The organism is Pseudomonas sp. LS_2 (assembly GCF_042709235.1).
Lineage (GTDB): Bacteria > Pseudomonadota > Gammaproteobacteria > Pseudomonadales > Pseudomonadaceae > Aquipseudomonas.
Genome location: NZ_JAVAYC010000002.1, coordinates 13,588 through 32,062, shown reverse-complemented (window position 1 = coordinate 32,062; position 18,475 = coordinate 13,588). Strand labels below are relative to the sequence as shown.

Here is an 18,475-nt window from a genome sequence, read left to right as displayed (position 1 = left end):
GTACTGCAATTGGGTCCGACACGGAGGATCCTCAATGCCCCTGCTTCTGGACACCATTGCCCGCGAATTGAACCTGGCGCCGCCTGTCGTGCACTGGCAAGGCGTCGGCAGCCTGCCATCGACCTTCGCGGTCACCGACCTGGCTGCCGCCAGCATTGCCGCTGTGGGGCTGGCCTTGGCCGAACTGACGGAGCGGCACACCGAGCACCGCCCCCTGGTGCAGGTGGACCGCCGCCTGGCATCGTTCTGGTTCGCCACCAGCCTGCGCCCTCAAGGCTGGCAGCCCCCACCGCTGTGGGATGCCGTGGCGGGCGACTACCCGGCCCGCGATGGCTGGGTTCGGCTGCATACCAATGCCCCTCATCATCGTCACGCCGCCTTGCAGGTGCTCGGGGTGTCGCCCGAGCGTGCCGCGGTGGCCGCCGCAGTGGCCGGCTGGGACGCCGAGGCACTGGAAGAGGCCGTGGTCCAGGCAGGCGGCTGCGCGGCGAAGATGCGCAGTTGGGCCGAGTGGTGCGCACACCCACAGGGCCAGGCCGTCAACCTGGAGCCTCTGGTCTTGCGCGAAACCCTCCAACACACCGTGCCACGCCCCTGGCAAGGCACCTCGTCGCGGCCGTTGGCCGGCATCAAGGTGCTGGATTTGACCCGCATTCTCGCCGGCCCCACCGCCAGCCGAGTGCTGGCCGGTTTCGGCGCCCAGGTGCTGCGCCTGGACCCACCCGGATGGGAAGAGCCGGCCGTGGTGGCCGAAGTCACCCTGGGCAAGCGCTGCGCCCGCCTCGACCTGCGCACCTCGCAAGGGCGCCAGGTATTCGAGCGGCTGCTGGGCGAGGCGGACATCCTGCTGCATGGCTACCGTGCCGACGCCCTGGAGAAACTCGGCTATGGCCATGAACAGCGACGCCAGCTCAACCCGGCGCTGGTGGACGTCAGCCTCGATGCCTATGGCTGGAGCGGACCGTGGCAGCAGCGGCGCGGTTTCGACAGTCTGGTACAGATGAGCACCGGCATTGCCCGCGAAGGCATGCGCTGGCGCCAGGCCGAGCACCCGGTGCCATTGCCGGTACAGGCGCTGGACCATGCTACTGGTTATCTGATGGCAGCCGAGGCCATTCGTGCCTTGGCCAGGGAGCAGGCGAGCCGGTCACGGTTCTCCCTGGCACGTACGGCGAAGCTGTTGATCGAGTACGGCAGTGTGAGCGATGACTTGCCGCTGCCGCAGGAGACATCGGCAGATGTGGACGCGCACCTGGAGCACACACCGTGGGGCCCGGCACAGCGTCTGAAGGGGCCATTGATGGTCGGCGCAGCACATATGCACTGGGAGCACGGTGCCTGCGAACTGGGTTCGGCCGAGCCGAAGTGGTGAATTCACCGGCCTCTTCGCGGGCAAGCCCCGCGAAAAGGCCGGCCTGTTCACAGCGTCAACACGCCTGAATACAGTCCATAAGCCGCAGCAGCGGCCCCCACCAGCACCGCCGCAAAGATCAGCTTCTCGATCCGGGTGAACAACACCTGCCCCTGTTCTTGCTTGGCCCGGGCGAACAAGATCACCCCCGGCGCATACAGCAACGCCGACAGCAGCAGGTACTTCAGCCCCCCGGCGTACAGCAGCCAGACGGCGTACAGCAGCGCCAGCCCCGCCACCAGCAGGTCCTTGCGCCGTGCGGCCACCTGCCCCGCATACCCCTCCCCGCGCCAGGCCAGCAGCAGTGCATAGGCCGCCGACCAGAAGTACGGCACCAGAATCATCGACGACGCCAGGTAGATCAGGCCGGTGTAGGTCCCCGCCGAAAACAGGGTGATCAGCAGAAACCCCTGGATCATGCAGTTGGTCAGCCACAGGGCATTGGCCGGCACGTGGTTGGCATTCTCGCGCGCCAGGAAGCGCGGCATGGTCTTGTCGCGCGCCGTGGCGAACAGGATCTCGGCACACAGCAAGGCCCAGGACAACAACGCGCCCAGCAGCGATACCGCCAAGCCGATACTGATCAACAACGCCCCCCACGGCCCGACGATATGCTCCAGCACCGAGGCCAACGACGGGTTGGGCAGCTGTGCAAGCTCCGGCTGGGTCATCACCCCCAACGACAGCACGTTGACCAGCACCAACAACGCCAGCACACCAAGAAAGCCGATCACCGTGGCCTTGCCCACATCCGAGCGCAGCAGCGCCCTGCCCGAATACACGCTCGCCCCCTCGATACCGATGAACACGAACACCGTCACCAGCATCATGTTGCGTACCTGCTCCAACACGCTGCCGAACTGCGGGTTGCCCAGGCCCCAGATATCACGGGTGAAGATATCGGCACGAAAGGCGAAGGCGGCGATGACGATGAAGATCAGCAGCGGCACCACCTTGGCGACAGTGGTGACCTGGTTGATGAACGCCGCCTCCCTGATGCCGCGCAACACCAGGAAATGCACCGCCCACAGCAACAGCGAGGCACAACCGATAGCCACCGGCGTATTGCCTTCACCGAACACCGGGACGTAGAAGCCGAGGGTACTGAACAGCAGCACGAAGTACCCGACGTTGCCCAGCCAGGCGCTGATCCAGTAGCCCCAGGCCGAGGAGAAACCCATGTACTCGCCAAAGCCGGCCTTGGCGTAGGCGTACACCCCCGAATCCAGCTCCGGCTTGCGGTTGGCCAGGGTCTGGAACACGAAAGCCAATGCCAGCATGCCCACTGCGGTAATGCCCCAGCCGATCAAGACCGCACCGACATCGGCGCGCGCGGCCATGTTCTGCGGCAGCGAGAAAATCCCGCCACCGATCATCGAGCCGACCACCAACGCGATCAACGCCCCCAGGCGCAATTTTTGTCCCGGCTCGCTCATGGAATTCCTCGCAGTTATAGCTTCCCGAGTGTGGAGCAATGAACTTTAGCACCGCCGGTAATACCGGCGCCTTATTAACCAAACCATTAAATCTATAGCACTAATAACAGAGTTTTCTATGCCGACTGGCGGGCGAAAATGACAGTTGTGCTTTCCGTCACGAACACACAATTGATTAGGCGGTTGGTTGAGAGGCAGTTGCGAAAGCGGCAAAAGCAGCTAGCGTGATAGTTCGCAGGCCAAACGCAAGGTTTGCTTCAAAAATGGACGCGGAGGTGCCAGGGCACAAGGCCTGTAGCCAGGCCGTGGGCATTCTCCAGGAGGTGCGCGAAGGGTTTTTCCTACTTCGCGGCGTCATCAACTGATCTACATCAGCGAATGACCAAGGCGTCAGCTTTATTCTGATGTCAACGTTCTCCTGACATGGAGTTATTAAATGTCTGATTCTCCCGGAAAACTAAAACTGGGCGCCCTTGTTGCACTTGTCGTAGGGTCGATGATTGGCGGTGGTATTTTTTCATTGCCGCAGAACATGGCGGCAAGCGCGGGAGTCGGGGCGGTATTGATCGGATGGGCGATCACCGCAGTGGGCATGCTCACCCTCGCCTTCGTGTTCCAGACCCTGGCCAACCGCAAGCCCGACCTGGATGGCGGGGTATACGCCTATGCCAAGGCTGGTTTCGGCGACTACATGGGCTTTTCCTCGGCCTGGGGCTACTGGATCAGCGCCTGGCTGGGCAACGTCGGCTACTTCGTGTTGCTGTTCAGCACCCTGGGCTACTTCTTTCCGGTGTTCGGCGAAGGCAATACGCCAGCCGCGGTGATCGGCGCGTCCATTCTGCTTTGGGCCGTGCATTTCCTGGTACTGCGCGGCATCAAGGAAGCGGCGTTCATCAACTTGGTCACCACCGTGGCCAAGGTGGTGCCGCTGGCGCTGTTCGCGCTGATCTGCCTGTTCGCCTTCAAGCTCGATGTGTTCACCGCCGACATCTGGGGGCTTGGCTCGCCTGACCTGGGCGGCGTGATGGACCAGGTGCGCAACATGATGCTGGTCACGGTGTGGGTGTTCATCGGCATCGAGGGGGCGAGCATCTTCTCGTCACGGGCGGAAAAACGCTCCGACGTGGGCAAGGCGACGGTCATCGGCTTCATCACCGTGCTGTTGTTCCTGGTACTGGTCAACGTGCTGTCGATGGGTGTGATGACCCAGCCGGAGCTGGCCAAGCTGCAGAACCCGTCGATGGCTGCCGTGCTCGAGCATGTGGTGGGCCACTGGGGCGCAGTGCTGGTCAGCGTCGGCTTGATCATCTCGCTGCTGGGGGCGCTGCTGTCGTGGGTACTGCTGTGCGCCGAGATCATGTTCGCCGCCGCCAAGGACCACACCATGCCGGAGTTCCTGCGCCGCGAGAACGCCAACCAGGTGCCGGCCAATGCCTTGTGGCTGACCAACGCCATGGTGCAGATCTTTCTGGTCATCACGCTGTTCTCCAACAGCACCTACCTGTCGCTGATCTACCTCGCCACCTCGATGATCCTGGTGCCCTACCTGTGGTCGGCGGCCTACGCGGTGCTGCTGGCGGTACGCAACGAAACCTACGAGCAGGCCCTGGCCGAGCGGCGCAAGGACCTGATCATCGGCGGCATCGCCCTGCTGTACGCCATCTGGCTGCTGTATGCCGGCGGCGTGAAATACCTGCTGCTCTCGGCCCTGCTGTATGCCCCTGGGGTGCTCCTGTTCGCCAAGGCCAAGCGTGAAGTGGGCCAACCGAGCTTCACCGCTATCGAGAAGCTGATCTTCGCAGTCGTGGTGCTCGGCGCCCTGGTGGCGGCCTACGGCCTGTACGACGGTTTCCTGACCCTTTGAATCTTGTCTTCGCAATTACTGGAGGAAGCAATCATGTCCACGGAAAAACAGAAGTACGGTGTCCACTCCGAAGCCGGGAAACTGCGCAAGGTGATGGTCTGCGCCCCAGGACTTGCGCACAAGCGTCTGACTCCGAGCAACTGCGACGAGCTGCTGTTCGACGATGTGATCTGGGTCGACCAGGCCAAGCGTGACCACTTCGACTTCGTCACCAAGATGCGCGAGCGCGGCGTCGACGTGCTGGAAATGCACAACCTGCTGACCGATATCGTGCAGCAGCCCGAGGCGTTGAAGTGGATCCTCGACCGCAAGATCACCCCCGATACCGTCGGTGTGGGCCTCAACAACGAGGTGCGCAGCTGGTTGGAAGGGCTCGAACCCCGTCACCTGGCCGAGTTCCTCATCGGTGGCGTGGCCGGCCAGGACCTGCCACAGAGCGAAGGCGCCGATGTGGTGAAGATGTACAACGACTACCTGGGCCATTCCAGCTTCATCTTGCCGCCGCTGCCCAACACCCAATTCACCCGTGATACCACCTGCTGGATCTACGGCGGCGTGACGCTCAACCCGATGTACTGGCCGGCGCGCCGCCAGGAAACCCTGCTGACCACCGCCATCTACAAATTCCACAAGGCGTTCACCGACGCCGACTTCGAGGTGTGGTACGGCGACCCGGACAAAGGGCACGGCCAGTCCACCCTGGAAGGCGGCGATGTGATGCCGATCGGCAACGGCATCGTGCTGATCGGCATGGGCGAACGCACTTCGCGCCAGGCCATTGGTCAGCTGGCGCAGAACCTGTTCGCCAAGGGGGCGGTGAAGGAAGTGATCGTCGCCGGCCTGCCGAAATCCCGCGCGGCCATGCACCTGGACACGGTGTTCAGCTTCTGCGACCGCGACCTGGTCACGGTTTTCCCCGAGGTGGTGAGCGAAATCGTGCCGTTCATCATCCGCCCGGACGAAAGCAAGCCCTACGGCATGGACGTGCGCCGCATCAACAAGTCGTTCATCGAGGTGGTTGGCGAGCAGCTTGGGGTCAAGCTGCGCGTGGTGGAAACCGGCGGCAACAGCTTCGCCGCCGAGCGCGAACAGTGGGATGACGGCAACAACGTGGTGGCCCTGGAGCCTGGCGTGGTCATCGGCTATGACCGCAATACCTACACCAACACCCTGCTGCGCAAGGCGGGTATCGAGGTCATCACCATCAGCGCCGGCGAACTGGGCCGCGGACGCGGCGGCGGCCATTGCATGACCTGCCCGATCGTGCGCGACCCAATCGACTACTAGCGTCCATCACGCCCGGCCGCGTTCACGAGGCGACGGCCGGGCTCACCAGCATTCAAGGAGAACCGTCATGGCGTTCAATATCCACAACCGCAACCTGCTCAGCCTGGAGCACCACACCACCCGCGAGCTGCGCTACCTGCTGGACCTGTCCCGCGACCTCAAGCGCGCCAAGTACACCGGCACCGAGCAGCAGCACCTCAAGGGCAACAACATCGCCCTGATCTTCGAGAAGACTTCCACCCGCACCCGCTGCGCCTTCGAGGTGGCCGCCTATGACCAAGGCGCCAACGTCACCTACATCGACCCCAACTCCTCGCAGATCGGCCACAAGGAAAGCATGAAGGACACCGCCCGGGTGCTCGGGCGCATGTACGACGCCATCGAATACCGTGGCTTCAAGCAGGAGATCGTCGAGGAACTGGCGAAGTTCGCCGGGGTGCCGGTGTTCAACGGCCTGACCGACGAATATCACCCCACCCAGATGATCGCCGACGTGCTGACCATGCGTGAGCACAGCGACAAGCCGCTGCACGACATCAGCTACGCCTACCTGGGCGATGCGCGCAACAACATGGGCAACTCGCTGTTGCTGATCGGCGCCAAGCTCGGCATGGACGTGCGCATCGCCGCGCCCAAGGCGCTTTGGCCCCACGACGATCTGGTCGATCGATGCAAGAAGTACGCAGAGGAAAGCGGCGCGCGCATCACCCTGACCGAGGACCCGAAGGCCGCGGTCAAGGGCGTGGACTTCGTGCACACCGACGTGTGGGTGTCGATGGGTGAGCCGGTCGAGGCCTGGGGCGAGCGTATCGAGTTGCTGCTGCCGTACCAAGTGAACAAGGACCTGATGAAGGCCACCGGCAACCCGCGCAGCAAGTTCATGCACTGCTTGCCGGCGTTTCACAACAGCGAGACCAAGGTAGGCAAGCAGATCGCCGAGAAGTATCCGCACCTGGCCAATGGCATCGAGGTGACCGACGACGTGTTCGAATCACCGGCGTGCATCGCCTTCGAGCAGGCGGAAAACCGCATGCACACGATCAAGGCGATCCTGGTGTCGACACTGGCTGATCTCTAAAGGCCACGCAGCCCGCTCTCACAGAAATGCGCATAACTTATTGATTTAGCAGGGACCTGTGGGAGCGGGTTCACCCGCGAAAAGAACACCGCGGTGTATGGCCAGGGCTTCGCCCTGGTTCGCGGGTGAACCCGCTCCCACAGGTACTGCGTCGCGCTTACGATCACAGTGCTATACGCGACAGCGTAGTCTCAGAGGTTATGCGGTCACCTACAAAGCAACCGAACATTCGCTAAAGGACATTCCCCATGCGTATCGTTGTTGCATTGGGCGGCAACGCCCTGTTGCGCCGCGGCGAGCCAATGACCGCCGACAACCAGCGCGCCAATATCCGTACCGCCGCCGAACAGATCGCCAAGATCCACCCCGGCAACCAGCTCGTGGTTGCTCACGGCAATGGTCCGCAGGTCGGCCTGCTGTCGCTCCAGGGCCTGGCCTACAAGCCCGACGAGGCCTACCCGCTGGACGTGCTCGGCGCCGAGACCGAAGGCATGATCGGCTACATGATCGAGCAGGAACTGGGCAACCTGCTGGACTTCGAAGTGCCCTTCGCCACCCTGCTGACCCAGGTCGAGGTAGACGCCAACGACCCGGCCTTCCAGGACCCGACCAAGTTCATCGGGCCGGTCTATGCCAAGGAAGACGCCGAGCGCCTGGCCAAGGAAAAAGGCTGGGTGGTCAAGCCCGACGGCGACAAGTACCGCCGCGTGGTCGCCAGCCCCAAGCCCAAGCGCATCTTCGAAATCCGCCCGATCAAGTGGCTGCTGGAAAAGAACAGCATCGTGATCTGCGCCGGCGGTGGCGGCATTCCCACGATGTATGACGAAAACCGCAGGCTCAAGGGCGTGGAGGCGGTCATCGACAAGGACCTGTGCTCGGCGCTGCTGGCCGAGCAGCTGGAGGCCGACCTGCTGGTGATCGCCACCGATGTCGATGCCGCTTATGTCGACTTCAAGCAGCCCACCCAGAAGGCCATCGCCCAGGCCCACCCGGACGAGCTCGAACGCCTGGGCTTCGCCGCCGGCTCCATGGGCCCCAAGGTGCAAGCCGCCTGCGACTTTGCCCGACAGACCGGCAAGGTCGCCGTCATCAGTTCGCTGGAGAACATCGAGGACATTGTCAAAGGTACAGCCGGTACACGAGTTTCCACGGCAACGCCGGGAATCAGCTACCGTTGAATGCGGTTGGCGGGCCGGGTGCCCGCCGTTTTCAAGCTTCCAGAGGGTAACGCCATGGCTCAATTCAAGCCCGGCCATGTTCATATCGAGCGCACGGCGCTGAACACGGCCGACCACAGCTATGACTTGAACATCGAATACGAGGCCACCCAGGACTCCAGCAACGGCCGCGGTATCCAGTTCCGCATGCACGGCAGTATCGAGGGCAAGCCGGTTGACGAGAAATTCTTCCTGGCCAAGGACGAAGTGCTGCCCAGCTTTCTCATGGTGCTGAGCCGCAGGGCCCAGGCGCACCTGCCGGCGCCGAAGAAATTCGAAACCCTATCCTCACCGCACAAGCTGTATGACGCGATGTTCGAGGATATTCGCGAGAAACTCGATGTGAAGTCTGGTGACCCAGTCAAGCCTGAACACCTGGGAAACCCTTAGTAACACCCGCGCGGGCAAAACCCGTTCCGACAGGCTCACCGCTCCCCCTTAACAGCACCACGGTAACTGTGGGAGCGGGTTTACCCGCGAACACCGGCGCAGCCGGTGCCCCACCACCGCGGTGTTGCTTTCGCGGGTAAACCCGCTCCCACAGGGTTTTGCAGGGTTCTCGCGCGCGTTGCGATAGCTGGCTTCGCGATTGGGCTAGCCACCTTCCCAATGGCATACTGACGCCCCTTCCCTTACATCCGTTGCCCCATGCGCATCCACGTAAGCTTCATCGACCGCGTCGGCATCACCCAGGAAGTCCTGGCCCTGCTCGGCGCCCGCAACCTCAACCTCGATGCCGTGGAGATGGTGCCGCCGAACGTCTACATCGACGCTCCGACCCTCAGCCCCGCCGTACTCGAAGAGCTGCACGACGCCTTGTTCGAAGTGCACGGCGTGCAGTCGGTGCAGGTGGTCGATATCCTCCCCGGCCAGCGCCGCCACCTGCAGCTCGATGCCCTGCTCGCGGCCATGAGCGACCCGGTGCTGGCGGTGGACAGTGCCGGCAAGGTGTTGCTGGCCAACCCGGCGCTGATCGCCCTGTGTGGGCGCGAGTCGGCCGGCCGCTCGGTGGGTGAACTGTTCGGCGACGAAAACCTGCTGCAAGCACTGCTGGACAACAACTTCCATCTGCCGATGCGCGAGATGCAGCTCAACGGCCAGAGCTTGCTGCTGGACGCCACGCCCATCACCAGCGCGGGTGGCCTGCTGACCCTCTATCCGCCCACGCGCATGGGCGAACGCCTGTCGGCCCTGCACCACGACCATGCCGAAGGCTTCGATGCGCTGCTCGGCGACTCTCCTGCCATCCGCACCCTCAAGGCCCGCGCCCTGCGCGTGGCTGCGCTGGACGCGCCGCTGCTGGTGCACGGCGAGACCGGCACCGGCAAGGAGCTGGTGGCCCGCGCCTGCCATGCCATCAGCAGCCGCCACGGCGCGCCGTTCCTCGCGCTGAACTGCGCCGCGCTGCCCGAGAACCTCGCCGAGAGCGAGCTGTTCGGCTACGCCCCCGGCGCTTTTACCGGCGCGCAACGCGGCGGCAAGCCTGGGCTGATGGAGCTGGCCAACCAGGGCACGGTATTCCTCGACGAAATCGGCGAGATGTCGCCCTACCTGCAAGCCAAGCTGCTGCGCTTTCTCAGCGATGGCAGCTTCCGTCGGGTGGGTGGCGATCGCGAGGTGAAGGTCGATGTGCGGATCATCAGCGCCACCCACCGCGACCTGGAACGCATGGTGGCCGAAGGCAGCTTCCGCGAAGACCTGTTCTACCGGCTCAACGTCCTCAACCTGCAAGTGCCGCCGCTGCGCGACCGCGGCCAGGACATCCTGATGCTGGCGCATTTCTTCATGCAGCAGGCCTGCACGCAGATCCAGCGCCCGGCCTGTCGCCTTACACCGGCCACCCACTCGGCGCTGCTGGCCAACCCCTGGCCAGGCAACGTGCGCCAGTTGCAGAACGTGATCTTCCGCGCCGCCGCCATCTGCGAGGGCAGCCTGGTGGATATCGGCGACCTGGACATCGCCGGTACCTCGGTAGCGCGCGGCCAGGACGGCGAGGTCGCGAGCCTGGAGCAGGCGGTCGGCAGCTTCGAGCGCGAGCTGCTGCAACGCCTGTATGCCAGCTACCCGTCGACCCGCCTGCTGGCGGCGCGCTTGCACACCTCGCACACCGCCATTGCCCAGCGCCTGCGCAAGTACGGCATTCCCAGCAAGACCTGAGGTGGCCTTCACCTCTTTGGAAGCACGTCACACCACCCAGCTGCACATCGTCTATCTGCCGAATCTTTCAGGCTTTTCCGATAAGCATCCCAACCCAGCGTCCTAACATTGCTGCCGCAAAAAAGCGGCGGCATGACCTTGCGCGGTCGAGCAACTGCCTGAAGACCCACGTTCAGCCGCTTGTTGCGCCAGATGGGCGAAACCCTGCTGGCGAGCGAAGCGTTGAGTCTATCTGCGCAAGAGGCGCCCCCTTACCCCTGGGTGACCTCGATCAGAACAAAGAGTACGCAAAATGCTTGAGCTTGATTTCTATGGAACACTCGTGGCGGCGTCCCTGGTGCTATTGCTGGGACGCGGCCTGGTCACACGCGTGAAATTCCTGCGCCTGTACAACATCCCCGAACCTGTTGCCGGTGGCCTGGTGATCGCACTGATACTGCTGGCGCTGCGCTCGTTCGACCTTCATGTGCGCTTCGACACCTCCCTGCAAACACCGCTGATGCTGGCGTTCTTCGCCACCATCGGGCTGAGCGCCGACCTGGCCAGCCTGAAAAAAGGCGGACGCATCGTGCTGGTCTTCCTGGCTGCGGTCACCGGGCTGTTGCTGGTGCAGAACGCGCTGGGCATCGGCTTGGCCAGCGCACTGGGCCTCGACCCGCTGATGGGCCTGTTGTCCGGATCGATCTCCCTGTCGGGCGGCCACGGCACCAGCGCCGCATGGGGCGCGACCTTCACCGAGCAGTACGGCCTGCCCTCGGCCACTGAACTGGCCCTGGCCAGCGCGACCTTCGGCCTGGTACTGGGCGGCCTGATCGGCGGCCCTGTTGCACGCCTGCTGATCGGTCGGGTAAAGACCCCTGGCCAAGGGCATGGCCAGGCACACCTGCCCAAGGGCTTCGAGGAGCCGGACACCGAGCGCCTCATCACCCCCATCTCGATGATCGAGACCCTCGCGCTGATCGCCATCAGCCTGCAAGGCGGCTACCTGTTGCAGGGGCTGCTGAGCGGCACCGCCTTCGAGCTGCCGACCTTCGTCTGCGTGCTGTTCACCGGGGTGCTGCTGCGTAACGGGCTCTCGCTGTTCGGCCTGTACCAGGTATTCGAACGCGAAGTGTCGGTATTGGGCAACGTCAGCCTGTCGCTGTTCCTGGCCATCGCGCTGATGTCGCTGAAGCTTTGGGACCTGGCCGCGCTGGCCATGCCGTTCCTCATCCTGCTGACCGCACAGACCCTGGTCATGGCGCTGTTCGCCATATTCGTGACCTTCCGCGTCATGGGCAGCAACTACGATGCCGCCGTGCTGGCCGCCGGGCACTGCGGTTTCGGGTTGGGCGCAACGCCAACGGCGATCGCCAACATGCAGGCCGTGACGCAACGCTACGGCCCTTCGCAGCTCGCTTTCCTGGTCGTGCCGATGGTTGGCGCGTTCTTTATCGACATCATCAACGTGATCGTCATCAAGCTGTACCTGGCGCTGCCCTTCTTCAGCGCACTCTGACACCAAACGGCACGTCTGACAGGCAACCTGCAGCCGTGCCGCCACTATCCGTATTCAATTCAATACACCGTATCGAAATCGATACACCCCCTCTCGAAGTCGTTCCGCAAGGGTTTGATCCTTCCCGCCTTCCTTTTCGCCCTCCTCCTGTAGCGATTTCATTCCAGACCGCGGATCCCGTCCGCACCGAAAAACACTTAACTCATTGATATTTATAATAAAAATAAAAAATGGCCGCATTATTGCTAAGAAAACGCAACTCAAGAGCGCGGCCCACCGCGCCCACGCCCCCTGCTTCCCGAGGAATTCCCATGAGCGAGTTGCGTTTCACCGAAGATCACGAATGGCTGCGCGTCGAAGCCGATGGCAGCGTCACCGTGGGCATCACCGCCTACGCCCAGAACGCCCTGGGTGATGTGGTCTACGTGCAACTGCCGGAGCTTTCGCACTACGACAAGGGGGCCGAAGCCTCCACCGTCGAATCGGTAAAAGCCGCCAGCGGCGTCTACATGCCACTGGCAGGCGAAGTACTGGCCGTCAACGAGCAGCTCAACGACAGCCCGGAACTCGTCAACGAAGACCCACTGGGTGAAGGCTGGTTCTTCCGCTTCAAACCCACCGACGCCAGCGAAGTGGCCGCCCTGCTCGACCAGGCCGCCTACGACCGCCTGCTCAAAGCCAACGACGACGCCTGAGGACCCCACCATGACCATCAACCTCGGCACCGCCAACGAATTCATCGCCCGTCACATCGGCCCGCGCGCCGCTGACGAGCACGCCATGCTCGCGACCCTCGGCTTCGACAGCCTGGAGGCCATGACCGATGCCGTCATCCCCGACAGCATCAAGGGCACCAGCGTGCTCGGCAGCCACGACGGCCAGAGCGAAGCCGATGCCCTTGCCGCGCTGAAGGCCATCGCCAGCAAGAACCAGCTGTTCAAGAGCTTTATCGGCCAGGGTTACTACAACACCCACACGCCAGCGCCGATCTTGCGCAACCTGCTGGAAAACCCAGCCTGGTACACCGCCTACACCCCCTACCAGCCGGAAATTTCCCAGGGCCGCCTGGAAGCGCTGCTGAACTTCCAGACCCTGATCAGCGACCTGACCGGCCTGCCGATCGCCAACGCCTCGCTGCTCGACGAAGCCACCGCCGTGGCCGAGGCCATGACCTTCTGCAAACGCCTGTCGAAGAACAAGGCCAGTCACGCCTTCTTCGCCTCCGTGCACTGCCACCCGCAAACCCTCGACGTGCTGCGTACCCGTGCCGAGCCGCTGGGTATCGAAGTGGTCGTAGGCGACGAACGCGAACTGGGCGATGTGTCGGCATTCTTCGGCGCCGTGCTGCAATACCCAGCCAGCAACGGTGACGTCTTCGACTATCGCGAACTGGCGGAGCGCTTCCATGCTGCCGGCGCCCTGGTGGCCGTGGCCGCCGACCTGCTGGCCCTGACCCTGCTGACCCCGCCGGGCGAGTTCGGCGCAGACGTTGCCATCGGCAGCGCCCAGCGTTTCGGCGTGCCACTGGGCTTCGGAGGTCCGCACGCTGCCTACTTCGCCACCCGCGACGCGTTCAAGCGCGACATGCCGGGCCGCTTGGTCGGTGTTTCTATCGACCGCTTCGGCAAGACCGCCCTGCGCCTGGCCATGCAGACCCGCGAGCAGCACATCCGCCGCGAGAAGGCCACCAGCAACATCTGCACCGCCCAGGTGCTGCTGGCCAACATCGCCAGCATGTTCGCCGTGTACCATGGCCCGGCCGGCCTCAAACGCATTGCCGAGCGCACCCACGCGCTCACTGCGATCCTCGCTGCCGGCCTTGAAACCCTGGGCGTAAAGGTCGAGACCGGGGCATTCTTCGACACCCTGGCCCTGGCCACCGGTGACGCCACCGCCAGCCTGCACGACAAGGCCCGCGCGGTCGGCATCAACCTGCGCCAGATCGACGCCACCCGCCTTGGCCTGTCCCTCGACGAAACCAGTACTCAGGCCGACGTCGAAGCCCTGTGGTGCCTGTTTGCCAACGGCCAAGCCGTGCCTGAGTTCGCCAGCCTCGCCGCCACCGCCAGCCGCCTGCCCGCCGCCCTGCTGCGCCAGTCGGCGATCCTCGAGCACCCGGTGTTCAACCGCTACCACAGCGAAACCGAGTTGATGCGCTACCTGCGCCGCCTGGCCGACAAGGACCTGGCGCTGGACCGCAGCATGATCCCGCTGGGCTCGTGCACCATGAAGCTCAACGCCGCCAGCGAGATGATCCCGGTGACCTGGGCCGAGTTCGGCAACCTGCACCCCTTCGCCCCGGCCGAGCAAAGCCAGGGCTACCTGGAAATGACCAGCGAGCTGGAAGCCATGCTCTGCGCGGCCACCGGCTACGACGCCGTGTCGCTACAGCCCAACGCCGGCTCCCAGGGTGAATACGCCGGCCTGCTGGCCATTCGTGCCTACCACCGCAGCCGTGGCGAAGGCCATCGCGACATCTGCCTGATCCCGTCCTCGGCCCACGGCACCAACCCCGCTACCGCCAACATGGCTGGCATGCGCGTGGTGGTCACCGCTTGCGATGCCCGCGGCAACGTCGACATCGACGACCTGCGCGCCAAAGCCATCGAGCACCGTGAGCGCCTGGCCGCGATCATGATCACTTACCCATCCACCCACGGCGTGTTCGAGGAAGCGGTCGGCGAGATCTGCGAGATCATCCACGACAACGGCGGCCAGGTGTACATCGATGGCGCCAACATGAACGCCATGGTCGGCCTGTGCGCCCCGGGCAAGTTCGGCGGCGACGTCTCGCACCTGAACCTGCACAAGACCTTCTGCATCCCCCACGGCGGTGGCGGCCCAGGCGTCGGCCCGATCGGCGTGAAGTCGCACCTGGCGCCGTTCCTGCCCGGCCACGCGACCCTCGAGAACACCGAGGGCGCGGTCTGCGCAGCACCGTTCGGCAGCGCCAGCATCCTGCCGATCACCTGGATGTACATCCGCATGATGGGCGGCGCAGGCCTCAAGCGTGCCTCGCAAATGGCCATCCTCAATGCCAACTACATCGCCCGTCGCCTGGAAGAGCACTATCCTGTGCTGTACACCGGTGGCAACGGCCTGGTGGCTCACGAGTGCATCCTCGACCTGCGCCCGCTCAAGGACACCAGCGGCATCAGCGTCGACGACGTGGCCAAGCGCCTGATCGACTTCGGTTTCCACGCCCCGACCATGTCCTTCCCGGTGGCCGGCACGCTGATGATCGAACCGACCGAAAGCGAGTCGAAGGAAGAACTGGACCGTTTCTGCGACGCGATGATCAAGATCCGCGAGGAGATCCGCGCGGTGGAGAACGGTAGCCTGGACAAGGACGACAACCCGCTGAAGAACGCCCCGCACACCGCGGCCGAGCTGGTTGGCGAATGGGCCCATGGCTATAGCCGCGAGCAGGCGGTGTACCCGCTGTCGAGCTTGGTGGAAGGCAAGTACTGGCCACCGGTCGGGCGTGTCGACAACGTGTTTGGCGACCGTAACCTGGTGTGCGCCTGCCCGTCGATCGAGAGCTATCAGGACGCCTGATAGCCTCATGGCCCACCCCTTTTTCGAGGGGTAGACCACGGCCCCTGTGGGAGCGGGTTTACCCGCGAATACGGTAGTGAATTCAATATCGCATTCGCGGGTAAACCCGCTCCCACAGGGCTCACCGTAACCTTTCACAGCCGGCTAGGAGGTCAGCATGTCTTTGAGCGTCTTCGACCTGTTCAAGATCGGCATAGGCCCCTCCAGCTCCCACACCGTCGGCCCGATGCGCGCTGCCGCGCGCTTCGCCGAGGGCCTGCGTCGCGACGGCCTGCTGGCCCGCACTGCCAGTGTCAAGGCCGAGCTCTATGGCTCGCTGGGCGCTACCGGCAAGGGCCACGGCAGCGACAAGGCGGTACTGCTGGGCCTTGAAGGCGAGCACCCCGACACGGTCGACACCGAATCCATTGCCGAGCGCTTGCAAGCCATCCGCAGCAGCGGCCACTTGCGCCTGCTCGGCGAGCACGACATCGCCTTCGTCGAAAAACAGCACCTGGCGATGATCCGCAAGCCGCTGGACTACCACCCCAATGGCATGATCTTCCGCGCCTTCGACGCTGCCGGGCTGCAAATCCGCAGCCGCGAGTACTACTCGGTGGGCGGCGGCTTCGTGGTCGACGAAGAGGCTGCCGGCCAGGACCGTATCGTCGAGGACAGCACCCGGCTGGCCTACCCGTTCCGCACCGCCAAGGAATTGCTCGGCCATTGCACCACGCACCAGCTGTCGATCAGCCAGGTCATGCTGGCCAACGAGGCGGCCTGGCGGCCGGAAGCTGAAACCCGCGCAGGCCTGCTGCACATCTGGCAGGTCATGCAGGACTGCGTCGAGGCCGGTTACCGTCACGAAGGCATCCTGCCCGGTGGTTTGAAGGTCAAACGCCGGGCACCTGCCCTTTACCGCCAACTCAGCCGCCACCCCGAGGCCAGCCTGCGCGATGCGCTGTCGGTGCTGGATTGGGTCAATCTCTACGCCCTCGCAGTGAACGAGGAAAACGCCTATGGCGGGCGCGTGGTCACTGCCCCCACCAATGGTGCGGCGGGTATCGTCCCGGCAGTGCTGCACTACTACATGCGCTTCGTTCCCGGTGCCAGCGACGACGGCGTGGTGCGCTTCCTGCTCAGCGCCGCGGCCATCGGCATCCTCTACAAGGAAAACGCCTCCATCTCCGGTGCCGAAGTTGGCTGCCAGGGCGAGGTGGGCGTGGCCTGCTCGATGGCAGCCGGTGCGCTGTGCGAAGTCATGGGGGGTACCCCGCAACAGGTGGAAAACGCCGCGGAGATCGGTATGGAACACAACCTGGGCCTGACCTGCGACCCGATCGGCGGGCTGGTCCAGGTGCCTTGCATCGAGCGCAACGCCATGGGCTCGGTCAAGGCCATCAACGCGGTGCGCATGGCCTTGCGTGGCGACGGGCAGCATTTCGTCTCGCTCGACAAGGTGATCCGCACCATGCGCCAGACCGGCGCCGACATGAAAAGCAAGTACAAGGAGACCGCCCGTGGCGGTCTTGCCGTCAACATCATCGAATGTTGAGCCGAACAACAACCAAGGAGTCCCCGATGTCCGAAACACTGCTCAAGACCCCACTGCACGCCCTGCACCTGGAACTGGGCGCACGCATGGTGCCGTTCGCCGGCTACGACATGCCCGTGCAGTACCCCCTGGGCGTGCTCAAGGAACACCTGCATACCCGTGAACAGGCCGGCTTGTTCGACGTCTCGCACATGGGCCAGATCATGCTGCGCGGCAGCGACGCGGCCAAGGCCCTGGAGACCCTGGTGCCGGTGGACATCATCGACCTGCCGGTGGGCATGCAGCGCTACGCGATGTTCACCGACGAACAGGCGGGCATTCTCGACGACCTGATGGTCGCCAACCTGGGCAACGACACCTTGTTCCTGGTGGTCAACGCCGCCTGCAAGGACCAGGACCTGGCCCACCTGCGCAAGCACATCGGCGAGCGTTGCGAGATCCAGCCGCTTTTCGAGGAACGCGCCCTGCTGGCGCTGCAAGGCCCTGCGGCGGTGAAGGTGCTGGAGCGCCTGGCACCGGAAGTGGCCAGCATGACCTTCATGCAGTTCCGCCAAGTGACGCTGCTGGGCGAAGAGTGCTTCGTCAGCCGCTCGGGCTACACCGGCGAAGACGGCTACGAAATCTCGGTACCTGCACATGCCGCCGAGGCCCTGGCCCGCCGCCTGCTGGCAGAGCTCGAAGTGCAGCCGATCGGCCTCGGTGCCCGTGACTCGCTGCGCCTGGAGGCTGGCCTGTGCCTGTATGGCCATGACATGGACACCACCACCAGCCCCGTGGAAGCCAGCCTGCTGTGGGCTATTTCCAAGGTGCGCCGCGCCGATGGCGCACGTGCCGGTGGCTTCCCCGGCGCCGACAAGGTGTTCACCCAGCAACAAGCGGGTGTGGCACGCAAGCGCGTCGGCCTGCTGCCCCAGGAGCGCACGCCGGTACGTGAAGGTGCGGACATCGTCGATGCGGCCGGCAATACCGTCGGCAAAGTGTGCAGCGGTGGTTTCGGCCCAACCCTCGGCGCCCCCGTGGCCATGGGTTATGTCGCGAGCGAACATGCCGCACTGGATACCGCACTGTTTGCCGTAGTGCGGGGCAAGCAAGTTGCCTTGAAAGTCAGCAAAATGCCTTTTGTCGCGCAACGTTACTATCGCGGCTGAAGCACGGCTAAGACGTGCCTCTGAGAGGTTCGAGATATTCGATTTCGAACCTCGCTAATAACTTTTGAACATGGCGCCAGGCCAGGCGCCACGCCGTTTGCGACAATACCGGCGGTAGTTGGCGAAATGCCGGATTGCTACCTTTCAAAACGCTTGTCTTTGTCGCAGGAGTTGGCGTAGAGTCACTGCACTGTGTTTGCATGGGTCGCAACAGTTCGTGACCTGGGCCAGTAGCCGCAATCTGCTACAACCCGTTCGACGTCTCTTACTTTCCTGCAACCCAGCCC

At 63.9% G+C, this 18,475-nt stretch carries 13 protein-coding genes; 12 read left to right on the top strand and 1 reads right to left on the bottom strand.

Annotation, left to right across the window (positions count from 1 at the left end; translation table 11 throughout):
- Positions 1 to 34: 34 nt before the first annotated feature.
- Positions 35 to 1,372: a CoA transferase gene (locus tag RAC97_RS01945; RefSeq protein ID WP_375100463.1), complete on the top strand. Its 1,338-nt coding sequence runs from the start codon at positions 35 to 37 to the stop codon at positions 1,370 to 1,372.
- A gap of 47 nt (positions 1,373 to 1,419) precedes the next feature.
- Here RAC97_RS01945 and arcD (RAC97_RS01940) read toward each other — a convergent pair whose 3' ends face one another.
- Entirely contained in the window at positions 1,420 to 2,847 is a 1,428-nt protein-coding gene (gene arcD / locus RAC97_RS01940) for an arginine-ornithine antiporter (protein WP_375100464.1), read from the bottom strand.
- Between the two features lie 436 nt (positions 2,848 to 3,283).
- Between arcD (RAC97_RS01940) and arcD (RAC97_RS01935) the strand changes: the two genes are divergently transcribed.
- The 11 genes from arcD (RAC97_RS01935) (at position 3,284) to gcvT (ending at position 18,188) form a co-directional block, all read left to right on the top strand.
- A complete protein-coding gene (gene arcD / locus RAC97_RS01935; protein WP_375100465.1) occupies positions 3,284 to 4,711 on the top strand; it encodes an arginine-ornithine antiporter in 1,428 nt (475 codons plus the stop codon).
- Positions 4,712 to 4,744: 33 nt separating this feature from the next.
- Positions 4,745 to 5,998, top strand: coding sequence for an arginine deiminase (gene arcA, locus RAC97_RS01930; RefSeq protein ID WP_375100466.1), 1,254 nt, complete (start codon positions 4,745 to 4,747; stop codon positions 5,996 to 5,998).
- A 67-nt stretch (positions 5,999 to 6,065) separates the two neighbouring features.
- Positions 6,066 to 7,076: an ornithine carbamoyltransferase gene (locus RAC97_RS01925; protein WP_375100467.1), complete on the top strand. Its 1,011-nt coding sequence runs from the start codon at positions 6,066 to 6,068 to the stop codon at positions 7,074 to 7,076.
- A 248-nt stretch (positions 7,077 to 7,324) separates the two neighbouring features.
- Positions 7,325 to 8,254, top strand: a complete 930-nt coding sequence (arcC, locus tag RAC97_RS01920; protein ID WP_375100468.1) for a carbamate kinase — start codon at positions 7,325 to 7,327, stop codon at positions 8,252 to 8,254.
- 54 nt (positions 8,255 to 8,308) lie between these two features.
- Positions 8,309 to 8,683, top strand: a complete 375-nt coding sequence (locus RAC97_RS01915; protein WP_375100469.1) for a DUF5064 family protein — start codon at positions 8,309 to 8,311, stop codon at positions 8,681 to 8,683.
- A 258-nt stretch (positions 8,684 to 8,941) separates the two neighbouring features.
- Positions 8,942 to 10,450, top strand: coding sequence for a sigma-54-dependent transcriptional regulator (locus tag RAC97_RS01910; RefSeq protein ID WP_375100470.1), 1,509 nt, complete (start codon positions 8,942 to 8,944; stop codon positions 10,448 to 10,450).
- Positions 10,451 to 10,742: 292 nt separating this feature from the next.
- On the top strand, positions 10,743 to 11,948 hold the full coding sequence (gene gltS, locus RAC97_RS01905; protein WP_375100471.1) for a sodium/glutamate symporter: 1,206 nt from the start codon (positions 10,743 to 10,745) through the stop codon (positions 11,946 to 11,948).
- 311 nt (positions 11,949 to 12,259) lie between these two features.
- Positions 12,260 to 12,643, top strand: coding sequence for a glycine cleavage system protein GcvH (gene gcvH, locus RAC97_RS01900; RefSeq protein ID WP_375100472.1), 384 nt, complete (start codon positions 12,260 to 12,262; stop codon positions 12,641 to 12,643).
- 10 nt (positions 12,644 to 12,653) lie between these two features.
- Positions 12,654 to 15,506, top strand: a complete 2,853-nt coding sequence (gene gcvP, locus RAC97_RS01895) for an aminomethyl-transferring glycine dehydrogenase (RefSeq protein ID WP_375100473.1) — start codon at positions 12,654 to 12,656, stop codon at positions 15,504 to 15,506.
- A 157-nt stretch (positions 15,507 to 15,663) separates the two neighbouring features.
- A complete protein-coding gene (locus RAC97_RS01890; RefSeq protein WP_375100474.1) occupies positions 15,664 to 17,040 on the top strand; it encodes an L-serine ammonia-lyase in 1,377 nt (458 codons plus the stop codon).
- A gap of 26 nt (positions 17,041 to 17,066) precedes the next feature.
- Positions 17,067 to 18,188 carry a glycine cleavage system aminomethyltransferase GcvT gene (gcvT, locus tag RAC97_RS01885; RefSeq protein WP_375100475.1) on the top strand — a complete coding sequence of 374 codons (1,122 nt, stop codon included), beginning with the start codon at positions 17,067 to 17,069 and terminating at the stop codon, positions 18,186 to 18,188.
- Positions 18,189 to 18,475: the final 287 nt, after the last annotated feature.